This is a genomic window from Temperatibacter marinus (assembly GCF_031598375.1).
GTDB lineage: Bacteria > Pseudomonadota > Alphaproteobacteria > Sphingomonadales > Kordiimonadaceae > Temperatibacter > Temperatibacter marinus.
Map to the genome: position 1 here is coordinate 1 of NZ_CP123872.1, position 17,736 is coordinate 17,736.

Below are 17,736 nucleotides of genomic sequence, written 5' to 3' on the forward strand. Positions count from 1 at the left end.
ATGCGTGTCTTACTCATAGAAGATGATCCAACGGTCACCAGATCAATAGAGCTGATGCTGGCATCAGAAGGGTTTAATGTATACAGCACAGACATGGGCGAGGAAGGCCTTGATCTTGGAAAGTTGTATGACTACGATATCATCCTTTTAGATCTTAACCTTCCCGATATGCATGGGTATGATGTTTTGCGCCAGCTTCGGGCATCAAAAATTGAAACCCCTATCTTGATCCTCTCAGGCCTGACTGAAATGGAAAATAAGGTCAAAGGTCTCGGATTTGGGGCCGATGATTATCTCACCAAACCTTTCCACAAAGAGGAACTCGTTGCGAGAATTCAGGCTATTGTTCGGCGCTCTAAAGGGCATGCGCAGTCTATCATCACGACAGGTCAGCTGTCGGTAAATCTGGACCAGAAAACTGTAGAAGTGAATAAGAAACGTGTCCATCTTACTGGGAAAGAGTATGCGATGATCGAGCTCTTTTCTCTTAGAAAAGGTACGACGTTAACAAAAGAAATGTTTCTCAATCATTTATATGGGGGCATTGACGAACCTGAGTTAAAGATTATTGACGTTTTCATCTGTAAATTGCGAAAGAAAATTGCAACAGCTGCAGGCGGTGCTAATTATATCGAGACTGTGTGGGGACGAGGATATGTCCTGCGGGAACCTGAGGCTGCAGAATAAATTGTCACCAATATGGATCCAATATGGATAAAGACAAAGTGTCATTGATGGTAAAGGCCTGAGGAATTCAGGCCTTTTTTTTGGCTGTAATTTTTTAGAAGCTCAAACCCAGTTACTTCGAAGGGCCGTATTCAGCACAGTCCCCTTTATGGTCTGTATCCATGCCACTGACGATCTTCCAATTTTTCCCTTTAGGTTTTGCTAAAATAAATGTGTTCACACCGCATCCCACCAACTTTCCATTAAAATGAATTGTAAAGGGTGCCCAAACTGTTGCCAGGTTTCCAAATTGTGTGACCTTAAGGTCAAAGATTTTTTCATCCGCAGCCCCCTGATCCAATGTCCCGACCCACTCACTCCAACGGGGCAAAGCATCTCCCTTCACTTCGCCTTTTGAGGTGACACGGCGCAGGCTCGCACCCTCCACCCAATGTGAAAGCAGGGCCTCTTTATCCCCTGCGCGCATTGCATCAAACAAAGCCTCGATGACTTTTTGCGGCGATGTTTCTTGTTCCTCTACCGCAGAGACTTGAAGTGCTACTATGCATGTGGCTAAAATGAATGCGATTGTGTATTTCATAACTTTTCTCCCTCAAACCATGAGAGCAAGACAAGCAAGAAAAGTCTAGTAAGAAATTCGTTTACTAAGCATTGAGGTCTGCAGCTGTGTATCTCTTTATAACAAAAATTTCATAGAGTAACACTTTGAGTATCTTATAGAATAATTCCACTCTTTTGCTCATTTTGTTTTTACTAAAAACCGCAGAGCCCTTATAGTTAAAGCTTATGAAAAAAAGCATCAAGGCCATCACCTTCCTCTTTATAACGATTCTAGTCTTAAGCCTAGTGATTGCTATATTATCTATTGATCATGTCATAGATAATAAGGCAACCACTGCACACTTCTTTTATAACAACTGCAAAAAGATATGGTCTCATAGGGGATACACCCAAAATACTGATCAAAATTCAATCGAGGCTATGCAAGCAGCGATTGATCTCAGCGCACCTGGGCTAGAGATCGATGTTTTTTTTGATAAAGATCATAATGAATTTATTGTCTCACATGACTATCCATACAACCTTAAAAATGGAGAGATATTAAAATTAGAAACAGTCCTTCAAAAATTCGGAAACTCGATTTATTATTGGTTAGATTTTAAAAACTTAAGTCAAATGTCCAAAACTGAAGCCTTGGAGGCCCTAGAAGGGTTAACAAAACTTGATAAGGCATACCAGCTGAAGACTAGGACCTTGTTGGAATCTAAAAATACTCGTAATTTGTCTTTCTTTACGCAATCGAACTTCCCTACCAGTTACTGGTTTACGCATTCTCCTGATGCAAGCGTCTTTAGATTTTGGATTGATACTTACAAAGCTAAAATTAAATATCTCTATGGTGATTTTTCTGCTATTTCTATGGACTATAGACAGTATTCAACGCGGCTTAAAAATGCCCTAGGTGAAATCCCAATTTTACTATGGACAGTCAATGACAGTCCTCTTCTATCAACTTATTTAAACGATAGATCAGTAAAAATAATTCTCACTGATGAACAATTTTTTGATATAAATAAATGTAGCCTTTAAAGTTAGGCAAGAGATTCAAAGGGATGAAGAATGAACTATAAATTACTCATTTTACCCCTCACAATACTGACTTATTGTATTCTAATCAATCTTGCTAAATTTGATGCCTCAATTGTAAAAGGCCTCATTCACATCGCTTTTCAATCTTGTTTATTGCTAGGCCTATTCACTCTTGTAAAAAGAAAAGGGATTAGACTAACTCTTGCTTTAGTATTGAGTGCGGAACTGTTTACACAACTCACGTATCAGTCCTCCCTCTCGGTAAGCCTCATCATGAGTCTCTTAAACACATCTCTTGGTGAAGTCATCTCATTCATCAGCTACAACAGCCTTCAAATTCTTACGATTGGGCTGTTTCTATTCAGCATCACCGCAGCCCCATCCCAGCAACGTCAATCAATCTCATATCTCTTAACCTTTGTTGGCATTCTCTATGTTTTTATGCCTCTAGGTATCTCTAGCAACAACCTCTTCTCATCAGACCATTATAAAAGCTATCTAAAGACAGGGATGGCACGAGGGTTTTCGGAAAGATATACTAAAATTGAATATGCCATCCATGAGGATATTGGGGGTAGACTGCCAGCGATTAAATCAATTCGCGGCATTATGGATAGCCTCGTCTTATTTTCCCGCCAAGTCAACATCGAAAGCAGCTGGAGCCACGTCACATCCTCTCGCAATGGTAAGGATTTATTGGTCATAGGTATCGGTGAAGCACTTAGAGCTGATAATTTAGGGATTTATGGGTATTCTAGACAGACAACACCTCTCTTATCGCAACGCATAAATACACTTGATTTATTCAAAAATACATATGCGGCCGGAACAAATACATGGAGTTCTATTCCTGCAATCTTAACAAAAATGAATCAGACACCCGATCTCTCAAAATCTATTATCAATCTGGCAAAAGATGCCGGGTATACAACTTACTGGATCTCAAATCATGCCAAGGTAAGCCGCTGGGATTTTTCAGTGTCTGCTCTGGCGGGTCAAGCCGACCATTCTTTCTTTTTTTCCACAGATGAAGGCGGGGAAGTCTACGATGAGGCGTTGTTAAAGACGCTAAAGACCATGCTTGTAAAGAGGGACGATAAATCCCTTTTTATCTTACACTTTTATGGGTCACATATGTCATTTGAAGATCGCTACCCTAAGAATTTCTCTAAATTCAGAGGCGAAAACTCGTCTTTAGACCGCTATGATAACTCAATTCTATATACTGATTATGTTCAGGATAAGATCATAGACTTGGTGGCCGCAGAAAAAGGAAAATATCTATTCTTTGCAGACCACGGACTTACCTCACCAGAGGGTAAAATACCTTTGAGGCATGATGTCAGAAAAAGCCCAGATCCGAATTCATTAAAAGTACCGTTTTTTACATTTCCAAAAGAAGAGTTTTTAACAAGCCTTCATGAAAAAGAGGCTATTTCCCTTTATTATTTTGAATGTATTTTCTCGAGATGGGCGGCTATTACTGCCCCTGACCTACAGGCGAACAAACATTGTGAAACCAAGAGCGGCGATCAAGATATCCAGTTTCTTGATTCCAACCTGAAACTTCATACGATCTCCTCGCAAAAGAAGTCACACTAGGCTGTTTTTTTCTTCACCTTCTGATCATGTTTTCGAACAAAATCTTTAAAGCGCGGACAAATGTCCTCTCTCCAGCGTCGACCATTAAAGATACCATAGTGTCCGACTTTGGGGGCAAGGTAATAGTCTTTTAATTCATGCGGCAGTGACGTTGAAATATCCAAAGCAGCCTTCGTCTGTCCCTGACCAGAAATATCATCTAGCTCCCCTTCTATAGCAAGAATAGCTGTCTCGTTGATTGCTTCTGGTTTAATGGTCCGCCCCTTTGAAACCCACTTTCCATCGGGTAAAAGGTGACGCTGAAATACAATATCAATCGTCTGCAAATAGAATTCTGCAGTCATGTCCATCACTGCCCGATATTCTTCGTAAAAAGCCCTCGTTTTATTTGCGCTCTCTCCGTCGCCGGTGACCAGTTTCTCAAACATTTCATTATGCTTATCCACATGATCACCTAGATTCATTGTCATAAAGCCTGCGAGTTGCAGAAATCCAGGGTAAACTTTTCTCATCATTCCAGGATTTGGTGCTGGAACCATCGTGATAACGTTATTTTCAAACCAACTATAGGGGCGATCTTGCGCCAACTGATTTACCTCTGTCGGGCTTTTTCTTGTATCGATCGGGCCACCCATCAGTGTCATTGAGGCAGGCGTACACGGATGATCTTCTTCACTCATAAGAGCAAGAGCAGCATAAACAGGCACACAAGGCTGACAAACGGCTAATATATGTGTGTTCGGTCCTAAATCCTCTAACCAATCAACAATATAATCAACATAATCGTCTAAATCGAAACTGCCCTCCGTCATGGGAATTTTTCGGGCATCGCGCCAATCTGTGATATAAACATCATGATCTGGCAAAAGAGCTTCAACTGTTCCCCGTAATAAAGTGGCATAATGTCCAGACATGGGAGCGACAATCAATACCCGAGGATCACTGCAATGAGTTTTCCTCTTAAAATGTTTAAGTTGCCCAAACGGGCGACGGCTAACAATTTGCTCTTCTACCTCAATGGTCTGCCCCTCAATAATCGTTGAAGTCAGGCCGAATTTAGGCTTGCCGTATCGTCGCGTTAACTGTTCGAGAATATCAAAGCTTGCAGAGGCAAAACGCCCTGCCGGTGTATGAGATACAGGATTAGTCGGGTTAGAATAAAACTTCTGTCCCTGTGTTGCCATATAGCGCATTGGCGCAAAAGCCATCTGTTGCATTTCATAAAATGTGTATAGCATGATAAACTTTCTGATACTAAGAACTTGAGATAGAACGCTCTGCTGGGAAATTAATTGTAATTTTTGTCCCTTCACCCATTTCACTGTCCAGTTCAATGGTGCCTTCATGTTCATTCACAAAGGAAGCAACAATCGCAAGGCCCAGTCCTGTTCCTTCGTGGGAACGACTTAAAGCGCCTGAGGCTCTCATAAAGGGCGTGAAAATGTCTTCATGCTCTTCTGAAGGGATGCCAATACCGGTATCCTCAACATAGACCGAGCACCCACCGTCCTCTCGGATATGTGCTTCTAAATGGACTTTTCCTGATTCAGGTGTAAATTTTATGGCATTGGAAAGGATATTGATGACGGACTGCTTAATGCGCAGCCGATCCCCATGCAACAGAGGGAGGTCGTTAGGGATCTTACTGGTAAGTTTTAAACTCTTAGACGCGGCTTGCCCACTCATCAGAGAAACGCTTTCATTCAGTAAATCTGTAAAGGCAAAGTCTTCAGGTTCCATCTGCATTTGGCCCGCTTCAATTTTCGCCAAATCCAAGACTTCACCAAGCAACGCTCCTAAATGTTCACTGCTGTCCTTAATATCATTCAAATAAGATTTATAGCGGTCATTTCCAATGGGACCAAACATCTCGTCACTCATAATACTAGAAAAACCAATAATCGCATTCAACGGCGTTCTTAATTCGTGGGAGACATTAGCAAGGAAAGCTGATTTAGCACGGTTTGCCTTCTCCGCCTCTTCTTTCGTTGCTATCAATTCCATGGTGATTTTACGACCATTCTGCACTTCTTTTTCGAGTTCCCAAGTCCTTTTACGAAGGGTATCTTCAGACGAAGCCAGCGCTTTGTTCGTTGCTCGCATATTGTCCAACATTGCTTGTGACTTATCAAAAGCATTATTCAGAGATTGTGCAAGAATACCGATTTCATCTTCGCGATGATTTTCTGCAATTGGGATTCGGCGCTCACCGGGCTGCTCGGGGTCAATTAAACTCACCTGTCCAACCATCTGCGAGAGAGGTTTCGTCAGAGACGCATAAAAGACAAAATACAAAAGCCCCACAAGGAGAAAATTGCGGATAAACCCTGACAGAAAAATTGTCATCACGCGGGAGAAAAAGGGCTGCATACCGAGGGCTTTATCAACGACCACTTCTAATCGGCCTGGCTTATCAGAGAAAGTGTTTTCAACTTCAAGGTCACGAGAGAATGTGATCATATCCGTTACAAAAGAGCGGGCTATCCTAAGAGTTGTGCTGTTCTTACTGAGTTCTTGGTCTGTTGAAACATCTCTATAGGACGCAAGAATTTCATTATTCTCATCAATAATCCGGGCTTCCCGAATGAAAGGATAAATGACAAGCCCTTCTACCATTTCTTCCGCCAACTCAGGATCAAGAATCATTACAACACGAGAAGAAGATTTAGAGTGCACCAGCATAATCTCTTCTACAGAACGAGAGAGCTCATCCCCTTCTTGCAAATAATCCCAATAAACCTGGAGGCAGGAAAGCAAAATTCCAACAGAAAAGGCGATGAGAACTGCTGTCCTTGCCATCTTAAAAGATAATCTTTTCTGCCAATCCGACTTCAAATAAACCTCCCCAAGCCAACTATTCGAGACAACGTCGTGAATAGTAACAGTTAATTCTTTATTAAGTGTAAACGAAGACTACTGTCATTTCCTCTTTCTGACCAGTGAAATATTAGGGAATGATGCTTTTGCGCTGCAAAAAAGACATCCGATATTAACAGTAAACTTTTACCACTTTCCAACATTCCCCATAGATGCCCAAGGTTCTTTGGGAGGCAGCCTTTCCCCTTGCTGTAATAACTCTATGGAAATATTATCAGGGGACCTAACAAATGCCATATGACCATCGCGGGGTGGACGGTTAATTGTGACACCCGCATCCATCAGGCGCTGACATGTCTCATAAATATTTTCAACATGATAGGCTAAATGCCCAAAGTTTCGACCTTCATCATAGACTTCGGGATCCCAGTTGTATGTAAGTTCAACCTGAGAAGATTCGTCGCCTTCAGCAGCTAAAAATACAAGGGTAAAACGACCGGCCGGCACCTCTTTACGATTCACCTCTGTGAGGCCGAGTTTTTTACAATAAAAATCTAGAGACTCATCTAAGTCTGAGACACGAACCATTGTGTGTAAATATTTCATAAAATTCCCTATGTGAAGATTTGCTTCATCAATCGCTCTAAGGCGACCTGATCAACGTTATTAAAGGACCCTAAATCTGTAGAATCCACATCAAATACAGCCAATAATTTGCCCTTTTGATCAAGAACAGGCACGACTATTTCAGACTGACTCCGACTATCACACGCAATATGATTTGGATGCGCATGAACGTCATCTACAATTTGCGTTTCCTTTTCCTGCGCTGCAAGACCACAAACTCCCCGGCCAAATGCAATTCTAAGACAGCCTAGGGTACCCTGATAGGGGCCGACAATTAATTCATCCTCTTTCAGCGGGTCGACAATGTAAAATCCGGTCCAAAAATATGTTTCAGGAAAGGCCTGAGAAAGTAGACAGCTAATAGTGGCCATTTGGGCTATTCTATTTTCCTCACCGTCAAGAACTGCAAGGATTTGGCCTTCAACCTCAGTGTAAATCTGTTCTTTTCGTGTATCTTCTAATTTCATATTAAGCGTCACTTATTCTTTTTATAAATTCACTATCACCATCAAAGTGTACTCGACCTGTTTCAAGTTCAGCACCCATTTTCTCGTAGAAAGTAATGGCAATTTCGTTGAAATCAAGGGCTGACCATTCCATGGCGATACAGTTTTTATGCTGAGCAAATCTAGATATCTCCTGCATGAAGGAAAACCCTGCACCCTTCCCTCTTGCCTTTTGTTGAATATACACATCTTCGATATAGAGTACAGGCTTCCCTCTGAAACTTGAAAATTTTATCGCAAGCAAGGCGTAGCCTACTATGTGACCATCTCGTTCAGCAACCAATCCATAACCGATTGGGTGAGGTGAAAAAAGGATACTCTCTAAATCTTGAACCGATGCAACAACAGCATCAGGCCGCCTTTCATGCGTTGCTAATTCTTTGATAAGAGCTAAAACAATCGTGAGATCTTTCTTTTCAACAGGTCTAAAAAACATGCTTTTTCTTTTCATTGATTAGGGAATAGCCTATATAGCATAGGATCTCTCTATAAAGGGAAAAGAAGAATTTAGCACTATGAAAAAAGTTATCATTGGCATTGGCGGCGCAAGCGGCTCTCTTTACGGCATTCGTCTTCTAGAAGTCCTTAAACCTATTGAGGAAATAGAAACACATCTGGTTATGTCAAAAACTGGCCGGATGAATATTGGACTAGAAACCGAATATACCGTTATAGAGGTAGAAGGCTTAGCAGACTTTGTGCATAAAAACTCAAATGTCGGAGCCTCGATTGCTAGTGGGAGCTTTAAGACAGACTGCATGATTGTCGCAGCGTGTTCCATGAAAAACCTATCCGGCATTGTTCATAGCTTTGCAGATGATTTACTAACTCGCGCTGCTGATGTAATTCTCAAAGAAAACAGACAGCTCATTCTGATGCCTCGTGAAACACCCTTACATGCTGGTCACTGTGAACTGTTACTTAAGGCAACACAAATTGGGGCTCTCGTAGCACCGCCCATGCCTGCTCTTTATACGAAACCACAAACAATTGATGAGATGATTAACCATACCGTTGGCCGTATCTTAGACTTGGCACATATTGATAGTGGCCTTGTGGATCGGTGGCCTGGGGCAGAAAACCTTTAGATTTACATATTTCCAAAGTCACCTTTTTCTATCCGAGTAAATCAGTGGCCACTTCTTTAAAGGGTCTAGGATCTTGTAAAGAGTCAGCTGTGACTGGCACACGGGCAGCGATCAGCTTTTTCGACTGCATGAATTCCGCCATTGATGAAATACAGTCTGCGGCTATCATCCGCCCCTCTTTCAGATAAAAGAAAGCAAGCTTGCCTTCCTCTCGGCTTCCACGCTCAATGATTTCATCGTAGCCTTGGTTTAAACCAACCATCTGAAGTTTCAACTCATATTGATCAGACCAGAACCAAGGTTGTGCGTTATAAGATACGTCGTGACCACATATATGCTGTATGGCTACTTTTGCTTGATCCACAGCATTTTGAACAGATTCAAGGCGCATGTGACGATCATAAAAAGGATTATGGTGCCATGTGACATCCCCGACGGCGTATATATCCGAATCTGATGTTTGGCATTGGGCATTGACCACAATCCCTGCTTGGTTTGTCTCTAACCCCGCCGCATCAGCGAGTTCGCTATTGGCGATTAATCCAATTCCAATAATAACAAGATCAGCTTCCAAGCGTGCCCCGTCCTGTGTCACCACTGAACGTATGCAGTCATCCCCTTCAAAAGCAGTCGCAATTTTATTCAATTGAATGTCGACACCCTTTGAAGAATGAACAGCGTGATAAAACTCAGAGACAGTGGGCGCAGTAACACGTTTAAGCAATCGATCCTCTGCCTCAAGCAGTGTAACAGACTTCTCTGCGCCGCGCGCAACCGCTGCGATCTCAAGACCAATATAGCCGCCGCCGATAATGACGATCTTTTCTGCTTTATCCCATGAAGCATGCATTGCATCAATATCTGCAATCTTTCTAACATAGTGAAGACCTGTTTTATCGCACCCTGGCACTTCAAGCTGACGCGCATGGCCGCCTGTTGCTAAAATCAAAGAGCCGTAAGGAATGGTTGAGCCATCCGCAAGCAAGACTGACTTTGCCTCCCTATCAATCTTTTCAGCGCGACAGTTCAATTTGAGATCTACATTCATATCTTCGTAGAGTTTTTGACGATTTATGACGAGACGTTCTCGTGTCATCTCCCCTTTCAAGTAGGCTTTCGAAAGGGGTGGTCGTTGATACGGCAGTTCATTCTCATCCGAGATAAGAACGATAGATCCATCAAATTTTTGCTGTTTTAAACTCGTCACCAGCTGCGCCGCCGCGTGACCTCCACCAATTATAACGATATCAGCCATAATAATCCCCACTTAAATAATTCTACCACCGCAATATAGGGCGGACTGTAAAAAAAACACTGACAATTATCAAGATCCATAACAAAAGAAAGGCCCGCCAAATTCATAGCGAGCCTTGCCTCTTTAAATTTAAACCATGAACCTATTTGCCCGGCAAGACATAACTTGCAGAGGCTCCGGGCCCAAGCGGCAAGTCTAATCCTATCCATGTCATGGTCATGAGAAGGCCGAGAACCAACATCCAGATAGAATAAGGAATCATCATGGCCGTCAAACTGCCGAGACCAAACTCAGGTTTCCAGCGCTGACAGAAAGCAAGAATTAGAGGGAAATAAAACATCAATGGTGTGATGATATTTGTAGCACCGTCTCCCATTCTGTAGGCTGCAGTCGCCATTTCAGGGCTTACCCCAAGCAACATAAACATTGGGACCATCACGGGAGCCAGTATGGCCCATTTAGCACTGGCAGATCCTACAAAGATATTAATCATGGCCGCAATCAGAATCATGAGCCCAATCAACACAGGCATCGGCAGATCTGTCGATCCCAGAAATTCTGCACCGTTGATCGCTAAAATTATTCCCATATTCGACCAATTGAACATTACAACAAAATGTGCTGCTGTAAAGACGATGACAAGATAATAGGCCATGTCCTTCATAGAATCTGCCATCATAGTCACAACATCACGGTGATCCTTCACCGTTCCAACAGCCGAGCCATAGGCCCACCCTGCAAGCAGAAACATGACAAAAAAGCCTGCTACCAACGACTTATAGAAGGGAGAAAGTTGTGCAGTCGCAACTGCAGACTCATCAATCAGAGGTGTGCCTGGTCCAAGAGTAATATAAACCCAAAAAGCAATGACGGCGAGAACAGCAAGTCCCGCTCTCTTTAGACCCTTTCTCTGCTGTTCAGAAAGTCTGCCCTGATCTTCTGCACTAATATCAATTGTGCTTTCTTTTGCATTAAATTTACCGAGGCGCGGTTCGACAATTTTATCTGTCACATACCAAATAATCGGTAGAAAAACAAAAGTCATCGCCATGATGAAATACCAGTTACCTGCAATATTTGCATCCCATGTTGGCACCAATAGCTCAACGGCTGATTCTGTTATTCCAAACAGCAGTGCGTCTAGTTGACCTGGCAACAAATTCGCTGAAAAACCACCAGACACCCCTGCAAATGCCGCTGCAATGCCCGCAATTGGATGGCGGCCAGCTGAGGCGAATAATATGCCGGCAAGAGGAATGAGTACCACATAAGCGGCATCTGCCGCCAAGTTCGCAATCATGGCAACCAAAGCAACCACTGGGGTGAGAAGCATTTTGGGTGCTGAAGCGACCCCTGCGCGCATTGCACTGGAGAAAAGCCCTGTGCGCTCTGCGACACCTGCTCCCAGCATCACAATCAACACATATCCCAAAGGATGAAAGTGAGTCATAGTTTTTGGCATATCTACAAAGAGCTTTTCAATATTTTCTGCAGACAACAAACTGCTGACAGCAATCACCGTCGCATTGCCCGCAGAATCCTTAATCGTAGGATGCAAAGCAGAAACGCCCATCGACGATAATAGGACAGAGGCAATAACGAGAAAGAGAATAAGCCATAAAAAGAGAAAGACAGGATCAGGTAATCTGTTACCCGTGCGCTCAATCCATCCTAAAATTCCGCTATTCAGTTCTTTTGGTTGATGATCAGACATATATTCCTCCCTAGAATAATGGCAGTATAGTATGGCGAAAAATCAAGAATGCAAGGAAGCCTTATAAAAACAAAGCAAAGACCTAAGAATAAAGCAAAAATAGGGAAAATGGTGCGGCCAAGAAGACTCGAACTTCCACGGGATACAATCCCACAGCGACCTCAACGCTGCGCGTCTACCAATTCCGCCATGGCCGCGAAATGGTGTGCGGCGATAAATAGCGAAAGCCCTTTAAAGACGCAAGCCTTTTTTTGAAATAATATTTAAACTTGTAATTGAGACATCATGCGAGTGATTGAAACCCCAACTCTATCTCCGACTATCATGATTTCACCGCGCGCAATTAATTCTTCATTCGCATAGATCCAGCACTCATCTTCATGGCGCGCATCTAAGTCAATCACTGCGCCGCGACCCATCTTAAGAAGCTGACGGACAGGCATAATTGATTTACCAAGGGTAACGGTAATTTCAACGGTGACTCGATTAACAGCTTGTGTAGCCATAACATCCTACTTCTTAATTTCTTTGGTGACCTTACACTAAGCCATTCAGATAAAAAGGTAAAGAGGGTTTCTATTGACCTAAATTCTAGAACATATATATAGCCTGTATAGAGGAAAAAGGATCTTGCGATGGCCCTTGAATGGAAAATAAGTGATCAGACTGTTGACTATCCATATGCGATGAACGCGATGGAAGAGCGCGCAGCTGCAATCTTCACGAACTCCGCAGAGGAGCAAGTTTGGTTGCTTGAACATGAACCGCTCTATACAGCTGGAACCAGCGCTGATCCTTCTGATCTTTTAGACCCTGATCGTTTCCCAGTTTACGATGCTGGACGTGGCGGTCAATATACATACCACGGGCCCGGTCAACGCGTAGTATACTTCATGCTCAATTTGAATGAGCGCGGTAAAGATCTTCGAAAGTTTATTTGGAATTTGGAAGAGGTTATTATACAAACCCTTGATGCCTTCCAAGTGAAGGGGGAACGTCGTGATGGGCGTGTGGGGATCTGGGTAAAGCGTGATAACGGTCGAGAAGATAAAATTGCTGCCATTGGTGTTCGTGTTAGAAAATGGGTAACCTTTCACGGAATCGCTATAAATGTAGATCCTGATCTCTCACATTTTAATGGTATAGTTCCCTGCGGCATTGAAAGTCACGGCGTTACAAGCTTGCATGATCTTGGGCATATTTTGACCCTTGAAGATGTCGATGTCATTCTAAAAGAAAAATTTGAAACCATTATGGGGATGAGCCCTAGGCCAATGATGGAAATCCACCAAGCTGTGCCCGCGGATAGTATGTCCCCGATCGTGCGCAGCGAAAATGATGATATCCTCACAACAAACCCTGTTTTTCAGCTCTAGGTTAGCGTTTAAACCCAAAGAGGCTCGCGCCTTTAGGGGCGATAGTCATATGTCTATTTGTAGCCACACAGAGAATAAGTCCAACAGCGATCATATACGTTAACATTGCAGAGCCCCCATAAGACACCAAGGGGAGAGGCACCCCGACAACTGGCATCAATCCCATAACCATTCCGACATTAATTAACGTATATAAGAAAAGTGTGAACCCAAGCCCTGACGCCAGCAAGCGACCATAATGGTTTCTACACCCCACTCCTATGAGGACACCATAGCTAAACACAAGCATATAGAGAGCAAGAAGAACGGCTCCTCCAACCAAGCCGAATTCTTCAACTTGGGCTGTAAAAATAAAATCTGTCCTCATCTCGGGCAAAAACTTGAGATGGCTTTGAGTTCCTTGAAGAAACCCTTTGCCAGACATTCCACCAGAACCAATGGCGATTTTAGACTGAATAATTTGGTATCCCGCCCCATAAGGGTCTGATTCAGGATTCATAAATGTGATGACTCGACTTTTCTGATAATCTTTCAGTGCAGACCATGCAATTGGGGTCGCAACAAGGGCTAAGACAGCCCCTACAATAAAGAGCCAACGCGGTACACCGGCTAAAAAAATCACGACAATACCACCCGCCAAAATCATTAAACTTGTCCCCAAATCAGGTTGCCGAAGAACAAGCAAGATTGGCAGGGCCACAAGAAAGACTGGAATGATGAGGCTTTTTAATGATTTCACTTTATTAAAATCAATGCCGTGGAAATACCGTGCCATTGCCATCACAACAGCAACTTTCATTAACTCCGAAGGCTGAAGGCGCATAAAGCCGAGATCTAACCAGCGTTGTCCGCCCATGCCTGTGTGTCCTATAAATTCAACGACAACAAGTAAAATAAGACCAAAGAACCAGGCAGGATAAGACAGAGACATCCATACACGGATATCTGTTGTGGCAATGACAATCATTACGGCAAAAGATAGGGCAAACCTTTGAATATGAGCCGCCGCATAGGGTTCATAAGTACCACCAGAGACAGAATAGAGCATCGCCACACCCACTGAAGCTAACCCACAGACAAGCAAGACGATGAACCAATTCAGGCCGATTAGCCGTTGCCACCACGTCTTGTCATTGTGTCGCGGAGCAAACATACCGGTTTTACCCATCAAGTCCCTCCTCTTTTTCTCTTGCCAGTCGCTTCGCCACCTCTTCAGGTGTGAAATTACCTGTCTCAGTTAATTTATAGAGTATTTCACGGCCGATCGGAGCTGCGACAGAGCCGCCACCGCCTCCATGCTGGACAAGGACAGAAACAATATACTCAGGATTATCAAAAGGAGCATATCCTACAAAAAGAGCATGGTCCCGAGATTTCCAGGCAAGATCTTCATTCTTCACGACGCCATCTTTTCTCTCTGCCTTCGAGATGGTTCTAACTTGAGACGTTCCTGTCTTGCCTGCAATCTTTTGAGTGTCTCTTGGATTCCGGAAGTCATGGGCAGTGCCCCCGCTCTTCATGACATCATGCATTCCGTTTCGCATTAATTCTAGATGTAAAGGGTTCGCATCAAGGGTCGCTGTACCAGATAAATGATCTGCACCTATAGTATCTTGGATTAACTTTGGAAATATCGCTTTGCCTGTCGCTAAACGAGCGGTCATAACCGCTAATTCTAAAGGTGTCGCTGTGAAGGCTCCTTGACCAATAGAAGCATTCAGGGTTTCCCCTTGATACCAATTTACGCCTAATGCCGATTCTTTCCATGCCTTTGTAGGAACCAGACCTTTGGAAACGCCATCAAGCCCAATGTCGTAGGATGTTCCTAGGCCAAACCTTTCGCACACAACAGCCAGATCATCAATGTCCAATTTTTCTGCAAGTTCATAATAATAAACATCACAACTTTTGGCGATTGACTGAAGTAAATTTACACGCCCATGACCTTTATCTTCCCAACAGTGATAAGTGCGGTCCCCGTAAGTGTGTTTACCCGTGCATCTGACTGTTGTCTCTTCAGTGATTAAGCCTTTTTCAAGAGCCGCGAGCGCAACAAGCATTTTTATTGTCGATCCAGGAGGGAATTTTCCAGCGAGAGCTTTATTCAACAAAGGTTTTCTTGGATCTTTTAAAATTGCATTCCAGTTTTCCTGGCTAATCCCAGAATTAAAATCATTGGGATCATAAGAGGGCGTCGATGCCATGGAAAGAATTTCGCCTGATTCAGCTTTCATTACCACTGCACCTGCAGCTTGTTCGCCCAATTTTTCAGCAACAAACTGTTGAAGTTCCATATCCAAGGTCAATTGAATGGGATGCCCCTCTTCAGCATCCTGGCGCGGATCTAGTTCGCGGATTTCCCGCCCAACTGCATTGACCTCAACGCGTCGCGCACCTGCCCGACCTCTCAGGCTATCTTCATAACGCCGTTCAATGCCGTCGCGCCCTAATTTGAAACCTGGCAGTTGATACAAAGGATCTTTCCCAATGTCTTCGGGTCGGGGACTGCCCACATAGCCAACAATATGCGCCGCAAGGTGACTATAAGGGTAATCTCGTGTCATACCAGAATCTGGAAACACCCCCTCTAGACCTGGAATTTCCACATTAACACGCGCAAAATCATGCCACTCAAGGCCTTTGGCAATTGTAACGGGAACAAAGTTTCTCTGCCGCTTTATTGTCCGCTCTATACGGGAAATCTGATTTTTCGAGAGTGGAAGAATGCGATTAATTTTCTGCAACGTCCTTGATACATTTTGAGTTTGTTCTGGCACAAGGTATACACGGAAATCCTGTTTATTAGTTGCTACCTTCTTTCCATAACGATCCAGAATTTCTCCCCGTTTGGGAGCAATAAGGCGCAAGGAGATCCGATTATTATCAGCTTTAAGCTTATAGCTCTTTCCCTGGATGACAGAAAGATAATAGAGCCGAGCCCCAAGGCCAGCCATAAATGCACCTTGCAATCCAGCAAGCAAGAAAGCTCGTCTGGAATATTTTTGATATCGCTGCCCTTCTCTTGCCACGCTTCACTCACCTAAGCCAAAATTGTTCTACGGATACGCCCCAATAGCAAACCAATGATAGCATAGGAAAAAATTGTGAGCAAAAATTGAAAAAGAATGGGTTCAACAGCTGTCACGCGGCCGGACACAATACTTGTCAACGCCCAGGAAAGGGTGAATAAGCCTGCCGCAAGGACAGCGAAGACTGCCCAATAAATCAAACGGCTTCTGCCTTTATAATATTTGATCTGATTAATCACAAAAAGGCGGGCCAGCACAAGAATTAGAAGATTCAAGCCCATAGGGACATTCAGCCACAAATCTAACATTAATCCAATGATAGCGCAGGCACCATAGGGCATCATCAGAGGACGCGTAGAAGTCCAGTAAAATACACACATTAATGCGAAATGAGGCATCATTAAATTTGATACTCCCGTCCCAACCGGCAAAAGCATTAAAGCAGATAAGAAAAGCGAAACCATCAAAGGCACATAGCCTTTAGCACCAAAAGAAGAAATATTTAGTTTGACTTTAGCCATCCTCTTCCTCCTGTTTTAGCCCGTCTCCTTGAGGTTCTCCTTGATTCAAAAGAGAAGCGTAATTTAAGACACGGACATGATCAATCTTATTAAAAAGACCTGTCGGCTTCATCAATACTGTATTCTCTGAAACTTCAACCACTTGGGCCAGAGGTAAATTAGCAGGAAAAAGTCCCCCATGACCGGAAGTGACAACAAGATCTCCTACTTTCACCTGAACCCCCTCAGGAAGAAAGGCAAGTCGGAGTAGATCGTTATTCAACCCTTCGGCAATGGCGACAGCACCTGACGGAGAGTGAAGAACCGGTATTCGACTATTTATATCTGTGACCAGCAAAACTCGGGCCGTCCATCGACTGGTAGATTGCACCCGTCCAACAACACCGCGATCGTCCACAACAGGCTGGTGCATACGCACGCCGTCCACTTGCCCTGCGCCAATAAGGAAGTTCCTTTGAAAAGCGCCGCCCCCAATTCCGATAACGCGCGCAGTCGCAGCTATGGGCACTTCGCGACCCGGCACTTTTAACATACGGTGGAGCTGCTCATTTTCGCGCATGAATTGTTCAGCTGCCAATCGCCAGCGTCTTAACTCCACATTCTCGGACTTCAGTCGTTCATTCTCTTGGTAAATGTCAGAAGCCCCTGCTACACGTTCTAATCCATCTTGAAGGGCTCTAACGGGGCGCTCAAAAAAGACCAGTACTGGGTAGATCAGATCAGTCGCATAACTACGCATAACAGAAGGTAAACGGCTTCCACTTGCGTCAAAAACCATCAGAACAAGGGCCAGCAAAATATAAAGATAAGCGGTAAATCGATTACGCTTTCCTTTTCTACTTGTTCCGCCTAGTGGATTTGATCCTTGCGCTATCACAGCAAACCAGGTCCCCTCTTAAATTTCCCTTCGCATCATCCCATAGA

The 17,736-nt window shown here is 43.6% G+C and carries 17 protein-coding genes, 1 tRNA gene and 1 pseudogene; 5 read left to right on the forward strand and 14 right to left on the reverse strand.

Annotation, left to right across the window (positions count from 1 at the left end; translation table 11 throughout):
• A complete protein-coding gene (gene ctrA, locus QGN29_RS00005; protein WP_310798589.1) occupies positions 1-687 on the forward strand; it encodes a response regulator transcription factor CtrA in 687 nt (228 codons plus the stop codon).
• A 112-nt stretch (positions 688-799) separates the two neighbouring features.
• Here ctrA and QGN29_RS00010 read toward each other — a convergent pair whose 3' ends face one another.
• On the reverse strand, positions 800-1,267 hold the full coding sequence (locus QGN29_RS00010) for a YybH family protein (RefSeq protein WP_310798590.1): 468 nt from the start codon (positions 1,265-1,267) through the stop codon (positions 800-802).
• 206 nt (positions 1,268-1,473) lie between these two features.
• Between QGN29_RS00010 and QGN29_RS00015 the strand changes: the two genes are divergently transcribed.
• Both QGN29_RS00015 and QGN29_RS00020 read left to right on the forward strand, forming a co-directional pair.
• Positions 1,474-2,277, forward strand: a complete 804-nt coding sequence (locus tag QGN29_RS00015) for a glycerophosphodiester phosphodiesterase (protein WP_310798591.1) — start codon at positions 1,474-1,476, stop codon at positions 2,275-2,277.
• Between the two features lie 30 nt (positions 2,278-2,307).
• The gene (locus QGN29_RS00020) at positions 2,308-3,879 is read left to right on the forward strand and encodes a phosphoethanolamine transferase (RefSeq protein ID WP_310798592.1); all 1,572 of its coding nucleotides are present in this window, start codon (positions 2,308-2,310) and stop codon (positions 3,877-3,879) included.
• Here the strand turns inward: QGN29_RS00020 and QGN29_RS00025 are convergent.
• The 5 genes from QGN29_RS00025 to QGN29_RS00045 all read right to left on the reverse strand — a co-directional run bounded on the left by QGN29_RS00025 (position 3,876) and on the right by QGN29_RS00045 (position 8,265).
• Entirely contained in the window at positions 3,876-5,117 is a 1,242-nt protein-coding gene (locus QGN29_RS00025; protein ID WP_310798593.1) for a polyhydroxyalkanoate depolymerase, read from the reverse strand. The genes QGN29_RS00020 and QGN29_RS00025 overlap by 4 nt on opposite strands.
• Before the next feature lie 16 nt (positions 5,118-5,133).
• Positions 5,134-6,678 (reverse strand): sensor histidine kinase, encoded by a 1,545-nt coding sequence (locus tag QGN29_RS00030; protein WP_310798594.1) that lies wholly within the window; start codon positions 6,676-6,678, stop codon positions 5,134-5,136.
• Between the two features lie 204 nt (positions 6,679-6,882).
• Entirely contained in the window at positions 6,883-7,302 is a 420-nt protein-coding gene (locus tag QGN29_RS00035; RefSeq protein ID WP_310798595.1) for a VOC family protein, read from the reverse strand.
• A gap of 8 nt (positions 7,303-7,310) precedes the next feature.
• The gene (gene msrC, locus QGN29_RS00040; RefSeq protein ID WP_310798596.1) at positions 7,311-7,790 is read right to left on the reverse strand and encodes a free L-methionine (R)-S-oxide reductase MsrC; all 480 of its coding nucleotides are present in this window, start codon (positions 7,788-7,790) and stop codon (positions 7,311-7,313) included.
• Between the two features lies 1 nt (position 7,791).
• Positions 7,792-8,265: a GNAT family N-acetyltransferase gene (locus tag QGN29_RS00045; RefSeq protein ID WP_310798597.1), complete on the reverse strand. Its 474-nt coding sequence runs from the start codon at positions 8,263-8,265 to the stop codon at positions 7,792-7,794.
• A gap of 79 nt (positions 8,266-8,344) precedes the next feature.
• On the opposite strand from QGN29_RS00045, the gene QGN29_RS00050 reads away from it, so the two are divergent.
• The gene (locus QGN29_RS00050) at positions 8,345-8,917 is read left to right on the forward strand and encodes a UbiX family flavin prenyltransferase (protein WP_310798598.1); all 573 of its coding nucleotides are present in this window, start codon (positions 8,345-8,347) and stop codon (positions 8,915-8,917) included.
• Between the two features lie 28 nt (positions 8,918-8,945).
• Here QGN29_RS00050 and QGN29_RS00055 read toward each other — a convergent pair whose 3' ends face one another.
• The 4 genes from QGN29_RS00055 to QGN29_RS00070 all read right to left on the reverse strand — a co-directional run bounded on the left by QGN29_RS00055 (position 8,946) and on the right by QGN29_RS00070 (position 12,392).
• Positions 8,946-10,172, reverse strand: a complete 1,227-nt coding sequence (locus tag QGN29_RS00055) for an NAD(P)/FAD-dependent oxidoreductase (protein ID WP_310798599.1) — start codon at positions 10,170-10,172, stop codon at positions 8,946-8,948.
• A gap of 142 nt (positions 10,173-10,314) precedes the next feature.
• Positions 10,315-11,886 (reverse strand): AbgT family transporter, encoded by a 1,572-nt coding sequence (locus tag QGN29_RS00060; protein WP_310798600.1) that lies wholly within the window; start codon positions 11,884-11,886, stop codon positions 10,315-10,317.
• Between the two features lie 109 nt (positions 11,887-11,995).
• Positions 11,996-12,083: transfer RNA gene (locus QGN29_RS00065), tRNA-Leu, on the reverse strand.
• 66 nt (positions 12,084-12,149) lie between these two features.
• A complete protein-coding gene (locus tag QGN29_RS00070) occupies positions 12,150-12,392 on the reverse strand; it encodes a FliM/FliN family flagellar motor switch protein (RefSeq protein WP_310798601.1) in 243 nt (80 codons plus the stop codon).
• A 129-nt stretch (positions 12,393-12,521) separates the two neighbouring features.
• Between QGN29_RS00070 and lipB the strand changes: the two are divergent.
• A pseudogene (gene lipB, locus QGN29_RS00075) lies at positions 12,522-13,154 on the forward strand (lipoyl(octanoyl) transferase LipB); the annotation flags it as partial.
• A gap of 109 nt (positions 13,155-13,263) precedes the next feature.
• On the opposite strand, the gene rodA reads toward lipB, so the two are convergent.
• Genes rodA through mreC form a run of 4 tightly spaced genes read right to left on the reverse strand, consistent with a single transcriptional unit; the run spans position 13,264 to position 17,689 of the window.
• Positions 13,264-14,430 (reverse strand): rod shape-determining protein RodA, encoded by a 1,167-nt coding sequence (rodA, locus tag QGN29_RS00080; RefSeq protein WP_310798603.1) that lies wholly within the window; start codon positions 14,428-14,430, stop codon positions 13,264-13,266.
• Positions 14,423-16,291: a penicillin-binding protein 2 gene (gene mrdA, locus QGN29_RS00085; protein WP_310798604.1), complete on the reverse strand. Its 1,869-nt coding sequence runs from the start codon at positions 16,289-16,291 to the stop codon at positions 14,423-14,425. The genes rodA and mrdA overlap by 8 nt, the downstream gene beginning before the upstream one ends.
• Positions 16,292-16,302: 11 nt before the next feature.
• A complete protein-coding gene (gene mreD, locus QGN29_RS00090) occupies positions 16,303-16,812 on the reverse strand; it encodes a rod shape-determining protein MreD (RefSeq protein ID WP_310798605.1) in 510 nt (169 codons plus the stop codon).
• The gene (mreC, locus tag QGN29_RS00095; protein ID WP_310798606.1) at positions 16,805-17,689 is read right to left on the reverse strand and encodes a rod shape-determining protein MreC; all 885 of its coding nucleotides are present in this window, start codon (positions 17,687-17,689) and stop codon (positions 16,805-16,807) included. Before mreC ends, mreD begins: the two co-directional genes overlap by 8 nt.
• Between the last annotated feature and the right edge of the window lie 47 nt (positions 17,690-17,736).